15 protein-coding genes are annotated in these 19,393 nt (G+C 61.3%); 9 read left to right on the top strand and 6 right to left on the bottom strand.

All coding sequences use genetic code 11. The annotated features are described in order from the left end of the window. Positions 1 to 4 precede the first annotated feature (4 nt). Positions 5 to 2,437, bottom strand: coding sequence for a penicillin acylase family protein (locus MJQ68_RS16235; protein ID WP_238752210.1), 2,433 nt, complete (start codon positions 2,435 to 2,437; stop codon positions 5 to 7). Between the two features lie 103 nt (positions 2,438 to 2,540). On the opposite strand from MJQ68_RS16235, the gene MJQ68_RS16230 reads away from it, so the two are divergent. Further along, positions 2,541 to 2,945: a hypothetical protein gene (locus MJQ68_RS16230; RefSeq protein ID WP_238752209.1), complete on the top strand. Its 405-nt coding sequence runs from the start codon at positions 2,541 to 2,543 to the stop codon at positions 2,943 to 2,945. A 36-nt stretch (positions 2,946 to 2,981) separates the two neighbouring features. Next, complete coding sequence (locus MJQ68_RS16225; protein ID WP_238752208.1) at positions 2,982 to 3,785, top strand: TIGR02757 family protein; 804 nt, start codon at positions 2,982 to 2,984, stop codon at positions 3,783 to 3,785. 211 nt (positions 3,786 to 3,996) lie between these two features. On the opposite strand, the gene MJQ68_RS16220 is transcribed toward MJQ68_RS16225, so the two are convergent. Continuing rightward, the gene (locus tag MJQ68_RS16220; RefSeq protein ID WP_238752207.1) at positions 3,997 to 5,256 is read right to left on the bottom strand and encodes an NAD(P)/FAD-dependent oxidoreductase; all 1,260 of its coding nucleotides are present in this window, start codon (positions 5,254 to 5,256) and stop codon (positions 3,997 to 3,999) included. Positions 5,257 to 5,519: 263 nt separating this feature from the next. Here MJQ68_RS16220 and rnr point away from each other — a divergent pair, with 263 nt between their 5' ends. From rnr to MJQ68_RS16195, 5 genes are all read left to right on the top strand, one after another. Then, entirely contained in the window at positions 5,520 to 7,781 is a 2,262-nt protein-coding gene (gene rnr / locus MJQ68_RS16215; protein ID WP_238752206.1) for a ribonuclease R, read from the top strand. A gap of 198 nt (positions 7,782 to 7,979) precedes the next feature. Beyond that, on the top strand, positions 7,980 to 8,498 hold the full coding sequence (locus tag MJQ68_RS16210) for an OmpH family outer membrane protein (protein ID WP_238752205.1): 519 nt from the start codon (positions 7,980 to 7,982) through the stop codon (positions 8,496 to 8,498). A 156-nt stretch (positions 8,499 to 8,654) separates the two neighbouring features. Then, positions 8,655 to 9,158 carry an OmpH family outer membrane protein gene (locus MJQ68_RS16205; protein ID WP_238752204.1) on the top strand — a complete coding sequence of 168 codons (504 nt, stop codon included), beginning with the start codon at positions 8,655 to 8,657 and terminating at the stop codon, positions 9,156 to 9,158. A gap of 2 nt (positions 9,159 to 9,160) precedes the next feature. Next, on the top strand, positions 9,161 to 10,006 hold the full coding sequence (gene murI / locus MJQ68_RS16200; protein ID WP_238752203.1) for a glutamate racemase: 846 nt from the start codon (positions 9,161 to 9,163) through the stop codon (positions 10,004 to 10,006). Next, positions 9,975 to 10,445, top strand: coding sequence for a DinB family protein (locus MJQ68_RS16195; protein WP_238752202.1), 471 nt, complete (start codon positions 9,975 to 9,977; stop codon positions 10,443 to 10,445). The genes murI and MJQ68_RS16195 overlap by 32 nt, the downstream gene beginning before the upstream one ends. Here MJQ68_RS16195 and MJQ68_RS16190 read toward each other — a convergent pair. Both MJQ68_RS16190 and MJQ68_RS16185 read right to left on the bottom strand, forming a co-directional pair. Next, positions 10,437 to 10,877, bottom strand: coding sequence for a response regulator (locus tag MJQ68_RS16190; protein WP_238752201.1), 441 nt, complete (start codon positions 10,875 to 10,877; stop codon positions 10,437 to 10,439). The two genes, MJQ68_RS16195 and MJQ68_RS16190, sit on opposite strands and share 9 nt — an antisense overlap. Beyond that, positions 10,846 to 12,342, bottom strand: coding sequence for a sensor histidine kinase (locus tag MJQ68_RS16185; RefSeq protein WP_238752200.1), 1,497 nt, complete (start codon positions 12,340 to 12,342; stop codon positions 10,846 to 10,848). The genes MJQ68_RS16190 and MJQ68_RS16185 overlap by 32 nt, the downstream gene beginning before the upstream one ends. A gap of 310 nt (positions 12,343 to 12,652) precedes the next feature. Between MJQ68_RS16185 and pnp the strand changes: the two genes are divergently transcribed. Both pnp and MJQ68_RS16175 read left to right on the top strand, forming a co-directional pair. Next, positions 12,653 to 14,929 (top strand): polyribonucleotide nucleotidyltransferase, encoded by a 2,277-nt coding sequence (gene pnp / locus MJQ68_RS16180; RefSeq protein WP_238752199.1) that lies wholly within the window; start codon positions 12,653 to 12,655, stop codon positions 14,927 to 14,929. A 153-nt stretch (positions 14,930 to 15,082) separates the two neighbouring features. Next, positions 15,083 to 16,267 carry a Fic family protein gene (locus MJQ68_RS16175; protein ID WP_238752198.1) on the top strand — a complete coding sequence of 395 codons (1,185 nt, stop codon included), beginning with the start codon at positions 15,083 to 15,085 and terminating at the stop codon, positions 16,265 to 16,267. A gap of 17 nt (positions 16,268 to 16,284) precedes the next feature. Here the strand turns inward: MJQ68_RS16175 and MJQ68_RS16170 are convergent, their stop codons facing one another. Together MJQ68_RS16170 and MJQ68_RS16165 are read right to left on the bottom strand one after the other, a co-directional pair. Next, a complete protein-coding gene (locus MJQ68_RS16170; RefSeq protein ID WP_238752197.1) occupies positions 16,285 to 18,498 on the bottom strand; it encodes a TonB-dependent receptor plug domain-containing protein in 2,214 nt (737 codons plus the stop codon). Between the two features lie 53 nt (positions 18,499 to 18,551). Continuing rightward, complete coding sequence (locus MJQ68_RS16165) at positions 18,552 to 19,391, bottom strand: C1 family peptidase (RefSeq protein WP_238752196.1); 840 nt, start codon at positions 19,389 to 19,391, stop codon at positions 18,552 to 18,554. Positions 19,392 to 19,393: the final 2 nt, after the last annotated feature.

Below are 19,393 nucleotides of genomic sequence, written 5' to 3'. Positions count from 1 at the left end.
GTGCTTATTCAAAGATCCAACTGCCAATGGGGTCCACGGGCTTCGACCACCGCGTCAGCTCGTGGTAGCGCCCCTCGTTCCACTCCTGAAAGCCGTTGTCGTAATAGCGGCTGCCGGGATTGCCCGATGCCCCGCCCGGTAAGGCCCCCCAGCCCCGCGGCTCCGCCCCCAACTCGATGACCATCCGCCAGCTGCCGCCGAAGTTGTCGCCCACCACGCGGGGGGTAGACCGCGCACCCCCCGTAGTGATCAGCGGTGAGCCAAAGCCCGGGATCTTTCCCAGGTGATCGATGTGCGCATCCCGCTCCTCCGCCCAGCTGGGGGGGAGCGCGCCGTCCAGCTCCTCCAGCAGCTCGTCGAACACCCGCTGGGTGAGGGTAGCAGCCGTCTCCCGAAAGTCCGTCGCCACGATATCGAAGACCGGATGGGTAGGCTGTTCGCGGAGCAGGTCGTTCCACTTCCAGTTCTCTATCCGCAGCAGACCACTATCTGCCGGAAACTCGTCAAAAGTCAGCGCATACAGCCGTCGGTAAAAGCGGTCGAACAGCGTGGCCCCCCGGCTTTCCCCCGTGAAGCGGTAGTCCCATTCCGACAGTAGGCGCAGCACGCGGCGCTCGTCTCCGTCCAGCTGTGTGCGGTCCAGGCGGGCCAGCAGGATGGGGGCCAGCTCTTCGCCGAGCAGGCTGTAGTCGTCGAGCTGCAGCTCCTTCATGCGGCGCTGGTTCATGGTGGGCTGCCGGTCGAGCACCCGGTTGATGTAGCGCCCCCGGTACTCATCGAAGCCCCCGAGGTAGTAGTAGGGGTAGCCAGGCCCGGTAGTTTCCTGATTGGCCGAGCTGACGTAGCCCCGAACCGGATTGTAGTGGACCGGCCGCTCGGCAAAGGGAATAGTACCCTGCCAGTTGTGCTTGCTACTGTCTCCCTCGCGGATGTAGCGTCCCTCCCCGGGCGCCCGCAGGGGGAAGAAGCCGTTAGGCCGGATCGCAATGTCGCCATCCCGCGCGGCAAAGGCGAAGTTCTGCGCCGGATCAACGTAGCCCCGCAGCGCATCCACATAGTCGGTGTAGTTGCGCGCCTGCATCAGGTCCAGGAAGGTCATAACCGTCGTATGGGGGCGTACGGTCCGGCCGGGCTCGTCCTGCGCCAGCCAGCGCATGGCCAGTTCGGCGTAGGGACCTTCCGTTTCCGGCACGGGACCAAAGTAGGTCCAGGGCGTCCGCACCACCAGCTCGTCCTCCCCCTTGATCCGCACGGTGTCGGCGATGAAGTCGGTGGTCACTTCCCGCCCGTCGAGCAGGTAGGCCGTGCGGGCCGTGTCCGTCCACCGGATGCGGTACCAGTCGGTCACATCGTGGCCTACGTTGGTCTCACCCCAGGCTACGTAGTCGTTGAAGCCCATCATCAGGCCGGGTGCGCCGGCCAGTCCCACGCCACGGGCATTGCAGCCCGGAAAGGTGATCTGCGCCTCGTACCACACGCTCGGAAAGCTGAGGCTCAGGTGGGGATCGCTGGCCAGCAGCGGGGCCCGGGTGTTCGTGCGGGCGGGGGCCACGGCCCAGTTGTTGCTGCCGTTGTCGGGGTCGGGCGGCATCAGGGTATAGGCTGTCGGCTCAGCGGATACGGCAGCGGGCGCGCTCGCCGGTGCGATGGTAGGCAACCAGGCGGTGAAATCGGGGAGGATAGACAGTTGACTGACCCGGCTACCCGCATCGGGCACCACCGGACTGTTGCGCGGAAACCGCTCGGGGAACAGTTCCCGAAATTCTTCCGGCGGCAGGGCGGCCCGGGTTTTGGTGGCTGCCGCGTCGTAGTACCGTCCGCTCAGTCCGGCCGACATCCCCTTCATGAGCAGGGCCGTGCGGTAGGGAGACCAGCGCAGCGGCGTGTGGCCGAGCAGCTTGTACTCGATGGGGTAGTCGGCCGGTGCCAGCTGATCTACGTAAGCGTTGACACCGTCGGCGTAGGCCTGCAGGGCGGCAAGGTCTTCCGGGAAGTGCTGGCGCATGGTATCGATGCTGCGCCGGGCCATCTCGCGGAATCCCCGGCGCACTTGCAGCAGATCACGTGCCACCATGGACGGGCCCAGCACCTGCGCCAGCGCCCCCTCCGTAGACCGGGTACTGATGTCCATCTGCCACAGGCGGTCGTAGGCATTGGCGTAGCCCTGCAGGAAGCAGGCGCTCTCCAGGCTGCCGGCGATGATGTGGGGCACCCCGCGGTCGTCGAAGTGGATTTCACCGCGGGCTACTGGGTTCTCCAGGTGGAAGTCAAGCTGCTCGGTCCGCATGCCCTCGCCCGTATTCTGCCAGAAGCCCCGGGCGGGGTTGAAAAAGGCACCGAGCGCGGGCAGCGGGAGACCGAAGAGTCCACTCACACTGCCCAGCAGCAGCCAGGCGGCAAGCAGTAATCCGGAAAGAAGGGCAGGAATCCAGCGCATAGGGGTAGGGGGCGGGGGCCCAAGGTACGCGACGGCCCCCATACCCCGGAGCGAACCATTGCCGTGCTCCACCATTATACTGCCTCACGCGTTTTTTGCCCCCATGCGCATACTGTCCCTCTGCTGTTTTTGCCTGCTGCTCGCCGCCTGCGACGGAGCCACCCGCGACCGCCGCGCCGCCCGCGGTGATGCCTACGTGAGTGCGCCGGACCACCTGTACTTTCAGAACATCCGCAGTCGGGACTACCAGTCCGCTACCCTGGACGAAGGCATAGAAAGCTACCGCCACGACGCCCTGGAGGGAGGCGGCGATCTGCTGCTGGTCGAGCATTGGCTGGAGGACCGTGCCGAGCTACGGTTGGACGGTCAAGTCCTGACCCGCACGGAAGTACTCGAGCTGCAACGCGGACTACAGACGGGAAAGGAAGAGCGCTTCGCGGAAGACGAGGCGCGGGCGGCGGCGCTGGAAGTCGTGCAGGACTACCTGCGGCTCACCGGTAGCTGGTAGGGGCAACTATCCGCCCTCTTAAGGAGTATTCAGCCCGTGCCCCATCCCGATACCCACGCCCTGCTAGATCACTACCACGACCGCTTCAACCGGCCGGCCTTCGTACCCGACGATCCCATCGGGCTGGTGCATGCCTTTGACGACCCCCGCGACCGCGAGATCGTAGCCTTCTGGGTCGCCATGCTGGCCTGGGGCCGCCGGGCCACGATCATCGATAAGGGGCAGCAACTGATCGAGCGGATGGGCGGGGCACCGTACGACTTCGTGATGCAGCACGGCAACTGCGCCGAGACCATCAGCCGCGAGCTCGGAGATTGGAAGCACCGCACCTTTACCTTTGCCGATACCACCTACTTCCTGCAGTGGCTGCAGTGGTTCTATACGCGCCACGATAGTCTGGAGCAGGCCTTTACGCAGCACCTCACGGCGGACGATAGTAGTATCGAGCCGGCCCTGCGCGGTTTCCATGAGCTGTTCTTCAGTCTGCCGGATGCGCCGCAGCGGACCCGCAAGCACGTAGCTACGCCGGCCCGCAAGTCGCGCTGCAAGCGGCTCTGTATGTTCCTGCGCTGGATGGTGCGCGACGACGGCCGGGGGGTAGACCTGGGGCAGTGGACGGGCATCCGCCCCGATCAGCTCTGTATCCCGGTCGACGTGCATGTGGAGCGCACGGCCCGCGCCTTCGGCCTGCTGACCCGCAAGCAGTGCGACTGGCAGGCCGTCCTGGAACTGACGGAAAATCTCAAGCAGTACGATGCGCAGGATCCTACCCGCTACGATTTTGCGCTCTTCGGTATGGGGGTGGAGGGTGTGTTGGTTCCGGGTGTTGAGGCGGGGTGAGTGCCGCGGCTGGAAGCCACGAACCGGGAGGAACCAAAAATCAGTTTTGGGGGACAGACCCAAAAAAAGAACCTCCGTACTCCCAAATTGGGGTCGGAGGCTCACTTTACACTCACTAGTATATATGAAACTTAATCAACTGCTTGGATAACCCCACGACAATCGCATTTGTTACATACAGACTCAAAAATTTTGCGTTTTAACAAATGCTTCACTTTTCCGTGACCGTGGCGGGCAGCTTGCCCGACTTGGCGCGGAACAGTTTCCACCAGAAAGTCGGCCGCACCAGTTGCTTGCGCAGTTCGAAATCGGTGTACATCCGACAGAGCAGTTCGACCAGCTTAGGATTCGCCGCCACGATGCCGGTGAGGAAGTTGGTGATCCACTTGTGCTGCATGATCTGCTGCAGCCGGTAGCTCAGGCGCAGCTCCGTACGCAGCACCCGCTCGATGCGCACGTCGTAAGCCGCCAGGAACTTGGCGTCGAAGCGGTTTTCCTTGAGGCACTGCTCGGCCAGCTCGGCGGCGATGAAGCCCGAGTACGTGGCGTTGCCGATGCCCTCGCCGGTCAGGGGGTCGATCAGGTGACCGGCATCGCCCGTCAGCAGGTAGTGGTCGCCGCTCAGGTGACGGTCCTTCGAGCCCAGGGGGAGGCCGTAGCCCACCGTGGGGTCGATCTGCTCGGCGTTCGCAAAGCGGTCGCGGAACTCCTCCGAGGCGATGATTTTGTCGAGCTCCTTGCGCAGATTGAGTTTTTTCTTGGTTACGATGTCGGAGCGCATGCCCAGCCCCACGTTGGCCTCCCCGTTGGGCAGGGGGAACACCCAGAAGTAGCCCGGATTGTACTGCTCCAAAAAGTGTAGCTCGATGAAGTTGTCGGGGTGAAAGCCGGTCACGCCCCGGTAGTAGCTGCGTACGGCGGCAGCGTAGTGGTCCTTGTCGATCTCCTGCCCCGCCTCGTGGCGACTGAACTTACTCTGCGCCCCGCTGGCGTCGATGAGCAAGCGGCACTGCCACTCCTGACCATCCTTGGCCTTGATGAAGTAGCCGTCCTCGTTGCGTACCGTAGCTACGATCTCGGTGCCCAGTTGCAGGTCTATGTCCGCCCGCCGCTGTACCTCCTCGATGAGGAAGGCGTCGAAGTCGATCCGCTTGCTGACGTAGCCCGGAGCCTCGTCCGGTACCCGTTCGTAGCCCACCTTAAAGGGTAGCTCGATGAGTTTCTTGCTGGGTGGGTAAAACCGGATCCCCCATACATCGGCCGGCGTGAAGCGCTGGCGGAAGCGGTCCATAATGGCCGGGTCCAGGCGGTTGAGCAGGGTAGGGACCTTGCCGGAGATCGCATCGCCGCAGACCTTGTCGCGGGGGAAGGTGGCCTTGTCCACCAGCACGCTCGGTATACCCGAGTAGGAAAGCCGCAGGGCGGTAGCGCAGCCGGCCGGACCGGCACCGATAATCAGAATAGGGGTCATAAAGCGTTAGGGCTAGCTATCGGGGTGCGGTGAAACAAGGCTGCGAAGATAACCCCCGACCTCACAGCCGGTTCTCAGGGACTCGATTTCCGTCACCTTGGCTGTTTGCGTGTTACAGCGCTTTCCCTGCACCTGCGCGCGCGCCCCGAAGAACTTTTGCCCTAAGTCCTTCGTTCTCAGGACGAATTGACAATATTAGATTACGCTGCGCCACGTCTGCGCACCGGTCGCCCAACGGGGGCGGCTGTATTTGTTTCCCCTACATGGCTAAGAATATAACTACGAGCGGTAAGCTCAAGGCCCGCGATTTGGAGCGCGCCATCTATCAGGAGTTTAAGGCCAACGCCCGCAAGCAACTCAACCCCAAGCAACTCCAACGCAAACTCAAGGTCAAGAACAGCAAGGACAGCGTGCAGGCCGCGCTCGACAAGCTCGTCAGCACCGGCAAGGTCAAGGTCAACGGTGACTTCCGCTACCAGTATGCCGGGTCGCAACGCAACGGTAGCGACGGCGGCGGCGGTGGCAGCAAGGGCGGTAAGCGCTCCAACGACTACGCCGAGGGCCGCGTGGATATGACCCGCAGCGGTGCCGCCTACGTCATCATGGACGGCGAGGCCAACGACATCTACGTACCCGCCCAGCGCATGAACAATGCCCAGGACGGCGATAAGGTGAAGGTCCGCTTCTGGACCCCCGGCGGCCGCCGCAAGCCCGAGGGCGAAGTGGCCGAAGTGCTGGAGCATAGCGTGACCCACTTCGTCGGTAGCCTCAAGATCCACGACAAGTACGCCGAGGTGAACGTCGACGGCCCCGGCGGCAAGACGCTCAGCGTGGCCGTACACCGGGCCGAACTCATCGGTGCCAAGGATGGCGAAAAGGTCGTCGTAGAGATCACCGACTGGGAGGTCAACCGCTACGGACAGATCAGCGGCAAGATCACCGCCGTACTCGGTACGCCCGGCTCGAGCGACATCGAGATGCAGTCCATCCTGATCAACAACGGCTTCCAGATCACCTTCCCCGAAGACGTGCTGGCCGAAAGCGAGGCCCTGCCCGGTGAGATCACCCCCCAGGAGATCAACATCCGCCGCGACATGCGCGAGGTGACTACCTTCACGATCGACCCCCTGACCGCCAAGGACTTCGACGATGCGCTCAGTATCCAGTACCTGGACGATGGGCAGATCGAGATCGGTGTGCACATCGCCGACGTGAGCCACTACGTCAAACCCGGCAGTGCCCTGGACGCCGAGGCCGCCGACCGCACGACGAGCGTCTACCTGGTCGACCGCGTCTGCCCCATGCTGCCCGAGCGCATCAGTAATGAACTGTGTAGCCTGCGGCCGCACGAAGACAAGCTGACCTTCAGCGCCGTGTTCAAGTTTCACCCCAAGACCTTCAAGGTGACGGACCGCTGGTTCGGCCGCACCGTGATCCACTCCGACCGCCGCTTCACCTACGAGGATGCCCAGGAGGTACTGAATACGGGGGAGGGCGACTTCGTCGACGAGCTCGACATCATGGACCGTATCGCCGATAAGCTGCGCAAGCGCCGCTTCAAGGAGGGCAGCATCGACTTCAACAGCAACGAGGTGCGCTTCAAGCTTGACGACGATGGCAAGCCGCTGTCCGTCTACGTCAAGGAGCGGATCGACACCAATATGCTCATCGAGGACTTCATGCTGCTGGCCAACCGCGAGGTCGCCGGCTTCATCAAGAAGAAGCAGGAGCGGCTCAAGACCATCATCCCCTTCGTGTACCGCGTACACGACGAGCCGGACATGGAGAAAGTCGCCGAGCTGGCCAAGTTCGCCGCCGCCCTGGGCTACGAGATGGACCTGAGCTCGCCGCAGACGGTAAGCAAGAGCTACAACGCCCTGCTCGCGAAGGCCGAGGAAGACCCCATGGTCAAGATGCTGTCGCCGATCGCGATCCGCACGATGTCCAAGGCCGTCTACACCACCGAGAACATCGGGCACTACGGACTAGGCTTCGAGAACTACAGTCACTTTACGAGTCCCATTCGCCGCTACGCCGACGTGTTGGTGCACCGCTTGCTCGCCCAGAACCTCGAAAAGGGCAGCCTCTTCAAGGCCAACGCCGAGAAGCTCGAGGAGACCTGCAAGCACATCAGCAGCCAGGAGCGCAAGGCCGTCACCGCCGAGCGCGAGAGCATCAAGTACAAGCAGACCGAGTTCATGCTCGACAATATCGGGGAGGAATTCACCGGTGTGATCAACGGACTGGCCGATTTCGGAGTGTTCATCGAGCTCACCGAAAGCTTCGTGGAGGGCATGATCTCCTTCGACAAGATGGACGAGCCCTACGACCTCAGTGCCGGCAAGCTCAGCATCGTGGGTAAGAAGTCGGGCAAGAAGCTCAAGATGGGCGACCTGGTCCGCGTAAAGATCGAGGACGTCAACCTGGAGCGCCGCCGCATCGACATGTCGCTGGTGGAGGTACTCAAGATCCACGGCGAGGAAAAGGTCGAGAAGAAGACCCGCTCGCGCCGTGGGCGCTCCTAATGCCCCGTTAAGGTGGCGTTAAAAGCAAGCGGGCGCGGACGCAGGAATGCGGATGTAATGAACTGATAAATAGTGAGTTAGGCCGGTGTAGGAAGGGTTAAACCTTCCTCAAGGGAGTAACTTCGTCGGTACTTGTACGTCTATAGTATAGCAGAGTGGCTCGCTCCTCTGTACTTTTGCCACCCAAAATCAAGTGCCATGCGTCTGCGTAACTATTTGATGATCGCCGTTTTAGCCTTTGCTGGCTTCGGCACCACCCTGTCCGCCCAGAAGATCGCCTCCATTGACATGGAGCGTATCCTCAGCAGCATCACCGAATACCAGGAAGCTCAGGAGCAGCTCGATCAACTGGCCGCCACCTGGCAGCAGGAGATCAGCCAGGAGCAGGATGCCATCAAGGGCATGTACAACAAGCATCAGGCCGAGCAGGTACTGATGAGCGACGACCAGCGGCTGGCCTCCGAGCAGGCCATCATCGACCGCGAAACCAAGATGCGCGAAATGCAGAAGGAGCGCTTCGGTCCCGACGGTGCCCTGTTCCAGCGTAGGAATGAGCTGGTCAAGCCCATTCAGGATGCAATCTACGAGGCCGTCGAAGCCTACGCCAATCAGAACAATTACGACTTCATCTTCGACCGGGCGGGTAGCGCGGGCATCATCTTCAGTACCGATGCATACGACAAGACGGATGAGATCCTGCGTAGCCTGAAGAATTAGTGCCGTAGTGCTGTAGTCTCATAGTTTTGTAGACCGTCAGTGAAGGCGTCACGTGCATACGCAAAGCCGCCTCCGACGACCGCTTACAGAACCACAGAACTACCAAACTACGCCCCCCCCGCTCACATATTTCCCCAAATTGAATTACCTCTTATTATGAAAATCTTCAAACTCGCCTTCGTTGCTATCCTACTGATCGCAGCCACGGCTACCGCCACCGCACAGAAATTCGGTTACGTGAACTCCGCGGAGATCCTGGCCGAACTGCCCGCCATGAAGGCCGCCGAATCGAACCTGGAAGGCCTGCAGAAGCAGCTCCAGAAGAAAGGACAGGCGATGGTACAGACCTTCCAGACTGACTACCAGGCCCTACAGGCGCAGGCGCAGGAGGGTACCATGAGCCCCAAGCAGCAGCAGGAAGCCGCCGCTAAGCTCCAGGTACGCGAGGAAGAGATCGGTACCTTCGAGCAGACCATGATGGCCGACTTACAGAAGAAGCGCGCCGAACTACTCGAGCCGATCTATAACGAGATCAACCAGGCCATCGAGGATGTCGCTAAGGAGAACGGCTACCAGTTCATCTTCGACCAGCAGGTGCTACTGTACGGCGAAGAGAGCCAGGATGTAAGCGCTATGGTGAAGGCCAAGCTCGGCCTCTAGGCGTGTACCTACCCGATCATCACGGAAGTATTGGAGTATTCGACTCCGGCATTGGCGGCCTCTCGGTCGCCAATGCTATTTGTGGGCTACTGCCCCGGGAGAGCCAACTCTACGTAGCCGATAATGCCCGCGCACCCTACGGCGCCCGCACCGACGCCGAGGTGCTCGACTACAGCCGGCAGATCACGGAGTTTCTGCTAGCCGCCGGGGTGAAGCTCGTCGTCGTAGCCTGCAATACCGCCACCAGCGTAGCCATCGATGCACTGCGCGCGTCGTATCCGGATGTACCCTTCGTGGGGTTGGAACCGGCCGTGAAGCCGGCGGCTGCGGGCCGTCACGTCGGTATCATGGCTACGGCGGTCACCCTGCGCAGCGCACGCTACCTCGACCTGCGGGCCCGCTACCTGAGCGACCGGCCGGTCTGGGAAGACCCTTGCGCAGGTCTGGTGCCCCTGATCGAAGCATACGGTAGTGGATCGCCGGAAGTAGGGGAATATCTGCGGGCGCTGCTGCCCCCGGCTGGGGTACTGGATACATTGGTACTCGGCTGTACCCACTATCCCCTCATTCTGGAGGACATCCGGGCGGTGGCAGGGCCGGGGGTACACATCATCGATCCATCGGGCGCCGCGGCGCGGCAGGTACAGCGCTTACTGGAACGGCGGGGGCTCTGTGTGCCTAAAACCGCATCGGGGGGGCGTTGCGACTTTCATAGCACCGGCGGCCCCGCCCCCCTTCAGCGGACGCTGCTGCAGCTGCCGTTATTAAACAAAACGCGGCGATGGGTGACGCCGTACCTTGCGGCAAACCCGCCCCATGGACACCTCAGCTACCGATCGACTCTTTGACCTGCACCTGCAGGCACGCACCAATATGCTCCAGGTGGTAAGCGCCCTGAGTCTGGAGCAGGTCAATCGCATACCCCAGGGGCTGAACAACAACGTGCTTTGGAATGCCGGTCACGTCATTGCCACCTCCGAGCTGCTGGTGTACGCGCTGAGTGGGCACCGGACCCCCAGCGGCAAAGACTTCATCGACCGCTACCGTAAGGGTAGCCGACCGGACGGACCGGCAAGTCTGGCGGAGCTAGACTTCATCAAGGCCGAGTTGCTGGCCGGAAGTCAGCGGTTGCGGCACGACTACGCGGCGCTGGACTGGTCCGGCTATACCCCGTACACGACGAGTTTCGGAGTGGGCTTCGGTACCGTGGAGGAGGCGCTAACCTTCAATAATATGCATGAGACACTCCACCTGGGTGCCGTGCTCGTGCTGCAGCGCTTAGTGTAGGGCGCTGGACGCGCGATCGAAGCGATCGGGGAAAAAGGTGATGAGCAGGCGGTGGATCAGGTCGCGGTGCAGCGGTTTCGACTCGTGACCATCGAGTACCGTATAGGAGTCGGCACGGATTGATTCCGCATCTCCCTTCGAGCTCGTCAGCAAAGCTATAGTGACGCGCGCCCGGTGGGCAGCGGGCAGCTTCTGGTAGGTATCGAGGAACGACCAACCATCCATAACGGGCATATTTATATCCAGGAACAGGAGGTCGGGTCGTGGATAGCTACCATCTGGCAGGGGGGTCGTCAGGTAGTCCAGTCCCTCACGCCCGTTCATGCGCACCACCACCTCGTCGGCGATCTTCAGCTTACGGAAGCGACGGAGGTGGATAAAGTTATCCGCCTCGGAGTCGTCAATCAGGAGTATTCGGCCCAGTTTCTTCATGTACGTCTGCTAGGGGAAGGGCTACACTGAAGGTGCTACCCTGGCTAATCTTGCTGGTAACGGTAAGCTCACCCCGGTGCAATTGTACTATTTTTTGGCAAAATGCGAGCCCGATTCCCTGTCCTTCGTAAATATCAGCAGGGTGTAAACGTTCAAAAAGGGCAAATATTCGTTGTTGGTCGGCCTTCGTCATTCCGATTCCGTTGTCCTGCACGTATACCACTGCGCGATCGCTGGTGCAGTGTGCCGATATGGTGACCTGTGGCGGCACTCCGGGGGGGTGAAACTTCAGGGCATTGGTCAGTAGGTTCTGGAACAACTGCCGCAGTGCGATGGGATAACCGGGTACCCGGGGCAGGGCACTTACGGTGACGATGGCGGCGGATCGCTCGATCGCAAACTGTAGGTTTTCGAGCACCTCGGTGAGCGTGCGCTGCAGGTCGACCTGGACGAGCTGCTCACCTACTCCTACCCGACTATACTGTAGCAGAGAATCGATCAGCACGCGCATGCGATCCGTAGTACGGTGGATGAGGTGTAGGTGTGCGTGCCCCTCGTCATCGAGCTGCTCCGCGTGATCTTCCGTAAGTATCTCCACGTAATTTCTGACCGTGCGAAGCGGCTCGCGCAGGTCGTGGCTGGCGGTGTAGGCGAACTGGTCGAGCTCGCGGTTCTTGAGGTTGAGCGTAGCAATGAGATCGGTGTTCATCCGCTCGATCCGGATGCGTTCCTCGATCTCGTGATCGCGATCGGCAATGATGCGGAGTTTCTGGGCAAATAGGGGGCGTAGCTGCGTATAGATGTAATAAAACACTAGCGCCAGTCCCACCACGCCGATCAGGCGGAGTACGGTGGTGATACTACTCAGGCGGTTGACCTGGCGGTAGCGTCTGGCGATATCTTCGAGTTCTTCCTGGCGCAGTAGGTCGATAGTGTGGCGGATCCGGTCCATCAGCGTTTCATCCAGCTTACCGTCAAACAGCATATAAAGGCTATCGCGCTGCTCGGTCGTGTGGAGCACCAGGGTCTGGGAGAGTTCACGAAATTTATCGGCCGTCAGCGCATTGACCCGCTGGAGCCGGAGCTGCTGGATGGAGTCTTCGCGTACTTTGCCACCGATCCGGGCCAGAATGGGCGCTACCGTATCCAGGGCCAGGTGGTAGGGCTCCAGGTAGTCATTTTGGCCGGTGAGCAGATAGCCGCGCTGGCCGGTCTCGGCATCCAGAAGGGTAGAGAGGAGCAGTCCCAAATCGCGCTCCAGCTGCAGGGCGTTATCTAGTTTGCGCCGCGTATCGAAGGTGGCGACCTCCATGACTACGGACGCCAGCACCACCGTCATCAGTAAGATGAGGCCGATGTAGAGGGTCCGGAACAGCCGGCTACCCTGCCTGCTCGTAGCGTCGGATGGATGGGGGGCGGAGACGGGGGAGTGGTTTGCCGGGTTCGGGGCTAAAATACAACGCAACCGCAGGCTTGAGCATACACTGCACAAGAACTGTAGCAAAATGCTGTATATTCGCGGCGATACAAAATGACAAAAGTTCGTGCCACGCCCGTGTGGCATCCGTCGGTCTCCAGCGACCCCCGGCGGGAACGAGAGAAGGTGACCGGTCCGCTACCGGTTTTACTTGGTGTAACAGAGGGTGCATGGCACCCGCCCCGGTAGCTACCGGGACGCCCTTAACCCCCCTACTTGTTGGCTGTTTTGTGTCGATCCTCCGGGCCTACGGGCTACGGGGCCAACCTGCATAATTCATTTTAATCTCCAACAAATAATGGGTAATCAAACCCCAATGACGGTCAACTTCGCCCTGCCCAGCGGCCGCGAAGTCACCATCGAAACCGGTAAACTAGCCACCCAGGCCGACGGCTCCGTCGTCGTCAAGTGTGGCAATACCATGCTATTCTGCTCCGTCGTCTCCAGCACCAGCGTTCGCGAAGGACAGAGCTTCTTTCCGCTAAGCGTCGACTACCAGGAAAAATTTGCCGCCGCCGGCCGCATCCCCGGTAACTTCTTCCGCCGCGAGACCCGCCTCAACGACTACGAGATCCTCATCAGCCGCATCGTCGACCGCGCCATCCGGCCGCTGTTCCCGAAGGGCTATATGTTCGACACCCAGGTGATCATCAACCTCATCAGCCTGGATAAGGAGGTGATGCCCGACGCCCTGGCCGGTCTGGCCGCCTCGGCCGCCCTCATGGTTTCCGATATTCCCTTCGCCGGGCCGATCTCGGAGTGCCGTGTAGCCCGCATCGACGGAGAGTACCACGTCAATCCCGACCGCTCCGACCTGGCTAATGCCGACCTCGACCTGATCGTGGCCGCCGACGCCGACAACATCATGATGGTGGAAGGCGAAGGAAAGGAAGTAGACGAAAAGTCCATCCTAGGTGCCCTCAAGGCCGGTCACGAAGCGATCAAGCTCATGTGCAAGAAGCAGCTCGAACTGCGCGAAATGGTCGGCGATAAAGCCACCACCCGCGAAGTAGAGACCGTGGAGCAGGACGAAGAGGTGTTCAGCTACGTAGAGAGTAAGGTGAAGGACGCCATCTCCACCATGGCCCGCGGTGCGCTCAACAAGCAGCAGCGTAAGGACGCCCTGAAGGAGATCAAGACCAACTTCAAGGAGGCCGTGGTCGAAGAGAAGGGCGAGGAGTGGATGAGCGAGAACAAGGAGCAGATCTACGCCGCCTACGACAAGGTACAGAAGAAGACCATCCGCAACCTGATGCTCAACGAAGGCGTACGCCTGGACGGACGCGCCTTTGACGAGGTACGCCCCATCTGGACGGAAGTCGACTACCTACCCAGCGCCCACGGATCGGCCATCTTCAATCGCGGAGAGACCCAGGCCCTGACCAGCCTCACCCTCGGTACCAAGACTGACCAGCAGATGGTGGACGTAGCCCACGAGAACAGCTACGCCAACTTCATCCTTCACTACAACTTCCCGGCCTACTCGGTAGGGGAGACCAAGCCGATGCGCGGTCCCGGCCGCCGCGAAGTAGGGCACGCCAACCTGGCCGCCCGCTCGATCCGCCAGGTACTGCCCGCAGAGATGACCCACACGATCCGCATCGTATCGGACATTATGGAGTCCAACGGATCCAGCTCGATGGCTACCGTCTGTGCCGGCTCGCTGGCCCTGATGGACGGCGGCGTACAGCTCACCCGTCCCGTAGCCGGTATCGCCATGGGTATGGTAGCCGAGGGCGGCAAGATTGCCATCCTCAGTGACATCCTCGGCGATGAGGACGCGCTCGGAGACATGGACTTCAAGCTCACCGGTACCGACAAGGGCATTACGGCCTGCCAGATGGACATCAAGATCGATGGACTGCCCTACGAGCAGCTCGAGCAGGCGCTGGAGCAGGCCCGCGTGGGACGCCTCCACATCCTCGGCGAGATGGCCAAGACCCTGAGCGAGCCCCGTGAGGACCTCAAGCCCCACGCTCCCCGGATCGTGAAACTGGTGATCGAGAAGAGCTTCATCGGCGCGGTCATCGGACCCGGCGGTAAGATCATCCAGGAACTGCAGGAGATGACCGGCACCAATATCAACATCGACGAGGTGGATGGTAAGGGCCACGTCAGCATCGCCAGCAACGACAAGGCAGCCATCGACGACGCGGTAGCCCGCATCAAGAAGATCACCTTCACCCCCGAGGTGGGTGGTGTATACGAAGGCACCGTCAAGACGATCATGCCCTACGGCGTATTCGTCGGCTTCGAGGGAGGCCGCGACGGACTGCTGCACGTCAGTGAAATGAGTCACAGCCGCATCGAAAGCGTCGAGGACGAATTCGAGGAAGGCGACACCGTCAAGTTCAAGATTGTGGACGTGGACGAGCGCACGGGCAAGCTTCGCCTGAGCCGCAAGGCCATCATGCCCCGCGCCGACGGCACCATTCCTACCGACGAAGAGTTGGAGGAAGAGCGTACCGCCAGCAAGTCACGTGATCGCGGCGACCGCCGCGGCGGTGGTCGGGATCGCGGCGAGCGTCGCGGAGGCGGCGGCGGTCGTGGCCGGGATCGGCGGGATCGCGACTAGTACGGTTCTATAGATTTTGGGAGCGCCCGGTGGTCTTTGGACTGCCGGGCGCTTTTTTTGTGTGGGCGGGCGGGGTCGCTGGTGCGGGGTTGATAAGTGTAATATGTATCTCCAGCGGAACTTCTCAGTGAATAGTTAAGTTGTAGGTTAACTATGAAAGACGTGACCACTATACCCGTCGGAGAGCAACTGGCTGCTACAATCATCCAGGAAGTCAATATATACCTGAAGGAGCAGGAGATGAGCCGGACCCAGTTTGCGGAAAAGCTCGGGGTAAGTAAGGGCTATATATCTCAGTTGCTCAATGGGCGTAGCGACCTGAAGCTGTCCAGCATCGCCAACCTGGCCCGGGCCATGGATCGTGATCCTCAATTGCTGTTTCTGCACCGGCGATATGCCTACACTGCCGAATCGGTACCTCAGGTGGCTGAGCCGGAGAAACCCTACGGAGCAGCCCGCCTACACGATAAGGTTAATTGGGAGGCACTCGCCGCTCTGCCGGTACTAGCGCAGACCCGTGCGATGAAGGAACAGGTGGACAGTATGCGCCCCTTCAGCCGCAATATGGAAGCGCATGTCCTGCAGCAAACCCTCCATATCTGGAACTATAACTCTAATGCCATCGAGGGAAACAAGCTCACCTACGGAGAGACGCTGACCCTACTACTCTACGGTATCACCGCAAAGGGCAAACCGCTGAAGGACCACCTGGATATCATCGGCCACCGCGATGCCGTTCACCTAATGCTGGACCTGGTAAAGGGCGACCGACCCCTGCGACAGTCGGATGTACGCCAGCTGCACCAACTTATGCTCAAAGAGGACTACCCCCAGCGGGCGGTGCGACCGGATGGACAAGAAGTATTCCGTACGATCCATGTAGGGAGATATAAGGCGGAGCCGAACCACGTGCGTACTGCCAGAGGAAGTATGCACTACTTCGCCGAACCAAATGCTGTACCCGGCCTGATGGAAGTGCTGGTAGATTGGTACACCGAAGCGGAGGCGCAGGATGTACTTCACCCACTCCTCCGAGCTACCGTACTCCACCACGAGTTCGTGGCTATTCATCCCTTTGACGACGGTAACGGACGTATCGGCCGAATCGTAATGAACTTTGCTCTCATGCGGGCAGGCTACCCTCCGCTAATCGTACCCGTCGACGATCGGCTAGACTACTATCGGTCTCTGGAGCAAGCAGACCGGGGAGATTACACCCCCCTGGCTTCGTTTCTGGGCGACCGTCTGGTGGATGCCTTAGAAGTACAACTCGCTACCGCCCGTGGGGAAGACATCAGCGGCTCGAAGTGGGATACGCCAGATGACGATCCGCGGTAGTCTGCCGGAGCAACGCACTACCACCGCCAGGTGACCCCCGCCCCCACATCAATTCCCGCCGCCCCGATCCCCCCGGCATACGGCCAGTAAAAACGATCTGTCAGATTCTCCCCCTTCAGCTGTACCGACCAGCGGTCACTCAGGGTATAGGTCCCGTATAAGCTCACCGTCCACCAAGCCGGACTGCCCGTACCGAAGGGCGTAAGCTCCGGGTTGTCAGCACTGCCTGTACGGTCGAAAGTGTAGCCGGTGGATGCCGTACCGGTGATCTCATTCACTGCGTAATCCTCGAACTGCTTACGCAACTGAGCAGCCAGGCGCACCTCCCCTGACCAGCGTCCCGACGCATAGTGTACCCCCAACCGCCCGTAAGCAGGGGGAATGTGATCCTGTGGCAGCGTCAGCTCCCGGCCGTCAGGAGTAGCTTGCCAACGCCGACCGCGCAGCCAGTGCGCCTCCCCGCGAAGCTCCCAGGTCGGAGCGATATTCCAGGTGGCTACCGCATCGACGCCGTACACCCAGGCCCGCTCGGCGTTCACGTTGGTGTCAACGAAGAGTGTATCCCCCCGGCTCACGAAGGCCGTCCGCCCGTCGGGTAGCGTGCCGGCCCGACGAATGATCGCGTCCTGCAGCAGGGTGCCGTAGGCCGTAAGCACCAGCCGGAGGGGACCCGCCGTACGGGTATACCCAAGCTCCAGCGTATTCGAGCGTTCGGCACGCAAGTCCGGATTAGGTATCTGAATGCGTCCGCTCTGTTCCCGAAACTTGGCAAAGTCGTCTACGTTTGGCGCGCGGAAGCCCTGGGCCAGCAGTACGCGCAAACCGTGCTCGTCCCGACGATACTGCAGTCCCACCGCCCCGGTCACTGCTGAGGAAGGGTTCACAATACCTGTCAGGTAGTCCGCTGGCCAGGCCACTGGATCATCCGCATCGAAGGTTGCGGTGAGGCGCTGGTAGCTGTAGCGCAGTCCGCCCCGCAGCTGCCAGTAGGTGCCCAGTGAATGACTAAGCTCAAGGTACGCCCCACCGCCCGCCAGCCCGCTGCCCTGGCTTGGGTAGCGCGTGGGTTCGGTAGGGGGACTAGCCGTAGCATCCACTCGCTCAGTCCGTAGATCGAATCCATAACGCAGGTCGGTCCCCGGCTGCAGTCCCTTGGCGTAATCAATTTGGAGGTTCCAGCTGCCGACGTCGACCAGGCTCTCCTCCAGTATCGAACTGCCGAGGCGACGTTGTATTCGGTCCTCCTCTACGTACTGGTACGATAGTAGGTAACTCGCCACGTCATAGAGCCCGGTACCCCGCCGATCATCCAGCCGCAGACTAGCCAGGGCGCGGGTCTGCGGGCCGTAATCCCAGCGCGCCCAGCGCAGCTGTCCGTTACGGCGTTCGATCAGGGCATCGTAGCGGGGCACGTTGCCGGTAGTAGAGAACTGTAGGTTCGCGGTCAGCTCCAGCTGCTTGCCTACCCGATAGCGGACTTTCTGTAGCAGGTTATACTGTGCGTAGCCACTCCCTAGCTGGCGCTGCGGATTGGAATTGGTGACCACCTCATCGCCCCTTACGTATTCAGTACGCAGCCCGAAGTCCCCGTAGCTGTCTGGACGGTAGCCCCCTGCCCGCAGGTCACCGAAGCGCGTGAGCGCATACTGGGTAGTAGCGGCCCAGCGCGTGCTGCCGTAGTCTAGTCCACCGGCCAGATTGGCGGCGTGGGCGGCCGTACTGTAATTCGTCTGTAGGTAACCGGCCGAGCCTCCATCCGGTCGGTAGTCGGGCCGGCGGGTACGGAAATGCACCACCCCCCCGATGGCATCGCTGCCGTAGGCCAGGGCACCGGCACCGTAGATGACCTCGATCCGGTCCAGGGCATTGGGATCTACGGTGATGGCATTCTGCAAATGGCCGCTGCGGTAGATCGCATTATTCATCCGCACCCCGTCGACGACCAGCAGCACTCGATTTGCCTCGAACCCCCGGAGCACCGGACTGCCCCCGCCCAGCTGCGATTTCTGTACGTACACTCCGCTCAGGGAGGCCAGCGCATCGGCCGTGGTCAGACTCTGCACCCGCCGCCGCTCCGCATTCCGCACCAGTTCGATCTGATAGGGTAGGGCGGTAGCCGGCTCGTCCCTACGCCCGATCACGGTAGCGGATTCGAGGAGGATACTGCTATCCAGCGTGACCTGCTCCTGCACCTGCGCGCCCGCCCCCCCAGTCACGCACAGCAGTATCACGCCTACCAGCAGCGCCTTAACCCCTTTTCCCCCTAAGCCCTTAACCCCTTGCCTCACTCCTTAGGGATGAGCACGTAGCCCGTCTGTGCCAGCCGGCCGAAGTCGTCGTAGCTCACCGTCACGTAGCCGCCGGCGCCCCAGTTGCGACCCAGGCTGCTGCGCAGTTCGAAGGTTTCGGCCTCGCCGTCGTAGCCGATTACGGTGAGGAAGTGGGTCTCGGTACCCGGTCCCTCGGGGGTGTAGGTGCTGCCCTGTACGCTGGTAAAACCGGCGTCGGTAGACAGCTCCACCAGCACGGGGTTGCCGCGGCTCAGTGCCTTGCGGGTTTCAAACACGCGGTTGCGCGCCTTGGTCTCGGGCCGGAAGAGGTAGCCGAAGTTCGTGATGCCGAAGCGGGCCACGGAGTACACCGAATTGGGGATCGCCGCACTGTTGTAGGGCACGATGGCCGCCGAGACGGTACCGGAATTGATGAGCAGCGCCAGTCCGTCGACCAGGTTGGGGCGCTGTCCGGCATTGGCCAGACTCATGGTGATGTAGTCGGGACTGAGGTTATCCTTGAAGTTGCTGTTGAGGTTGGTGTAGTACTCCAGGCAGTCGGCTAGGGCGTAGGCCCACTCCATGCCCGTCTGTGGCACCTGGCGGATGGGCATCATGTAGGGCTTGATGTTCTGCCGCAGCAGCTCTTCCCGCGACGCGCTGCCGATGCCGGGAATGTAGTACATGAGCTGGTCGATGGTGGTCAGGTCGCTCAGTCCCTGCAGGGTTTCCGGGCTCTTGGCGGTGCCATAGGGTTGTTGGGCGCGTACGCAGGTGCTCCACGAAGCGTGGGGCAGGGGGCCTACGGTGAAGAAAAGTAGGAGCGACAATTTGATCAGGCGGGGGAAGGTCATGT

The sequence above is a fragment of the Neolewinella maritima genome, from assembly GCF_923081025.1.
GTDB classification, from domain to species: domain Bacteria; phylum Bacteroidota; class Bacteroidia; order Chitinophagales; family Saprospiraceae; genus Neolewinella; species Neolewinella maritima.
The sequence above is the reverse complement of the archived record's forward strand: the minus strand, read 5'-3'. Positions and strand labels throughout refer to the sequence as shown.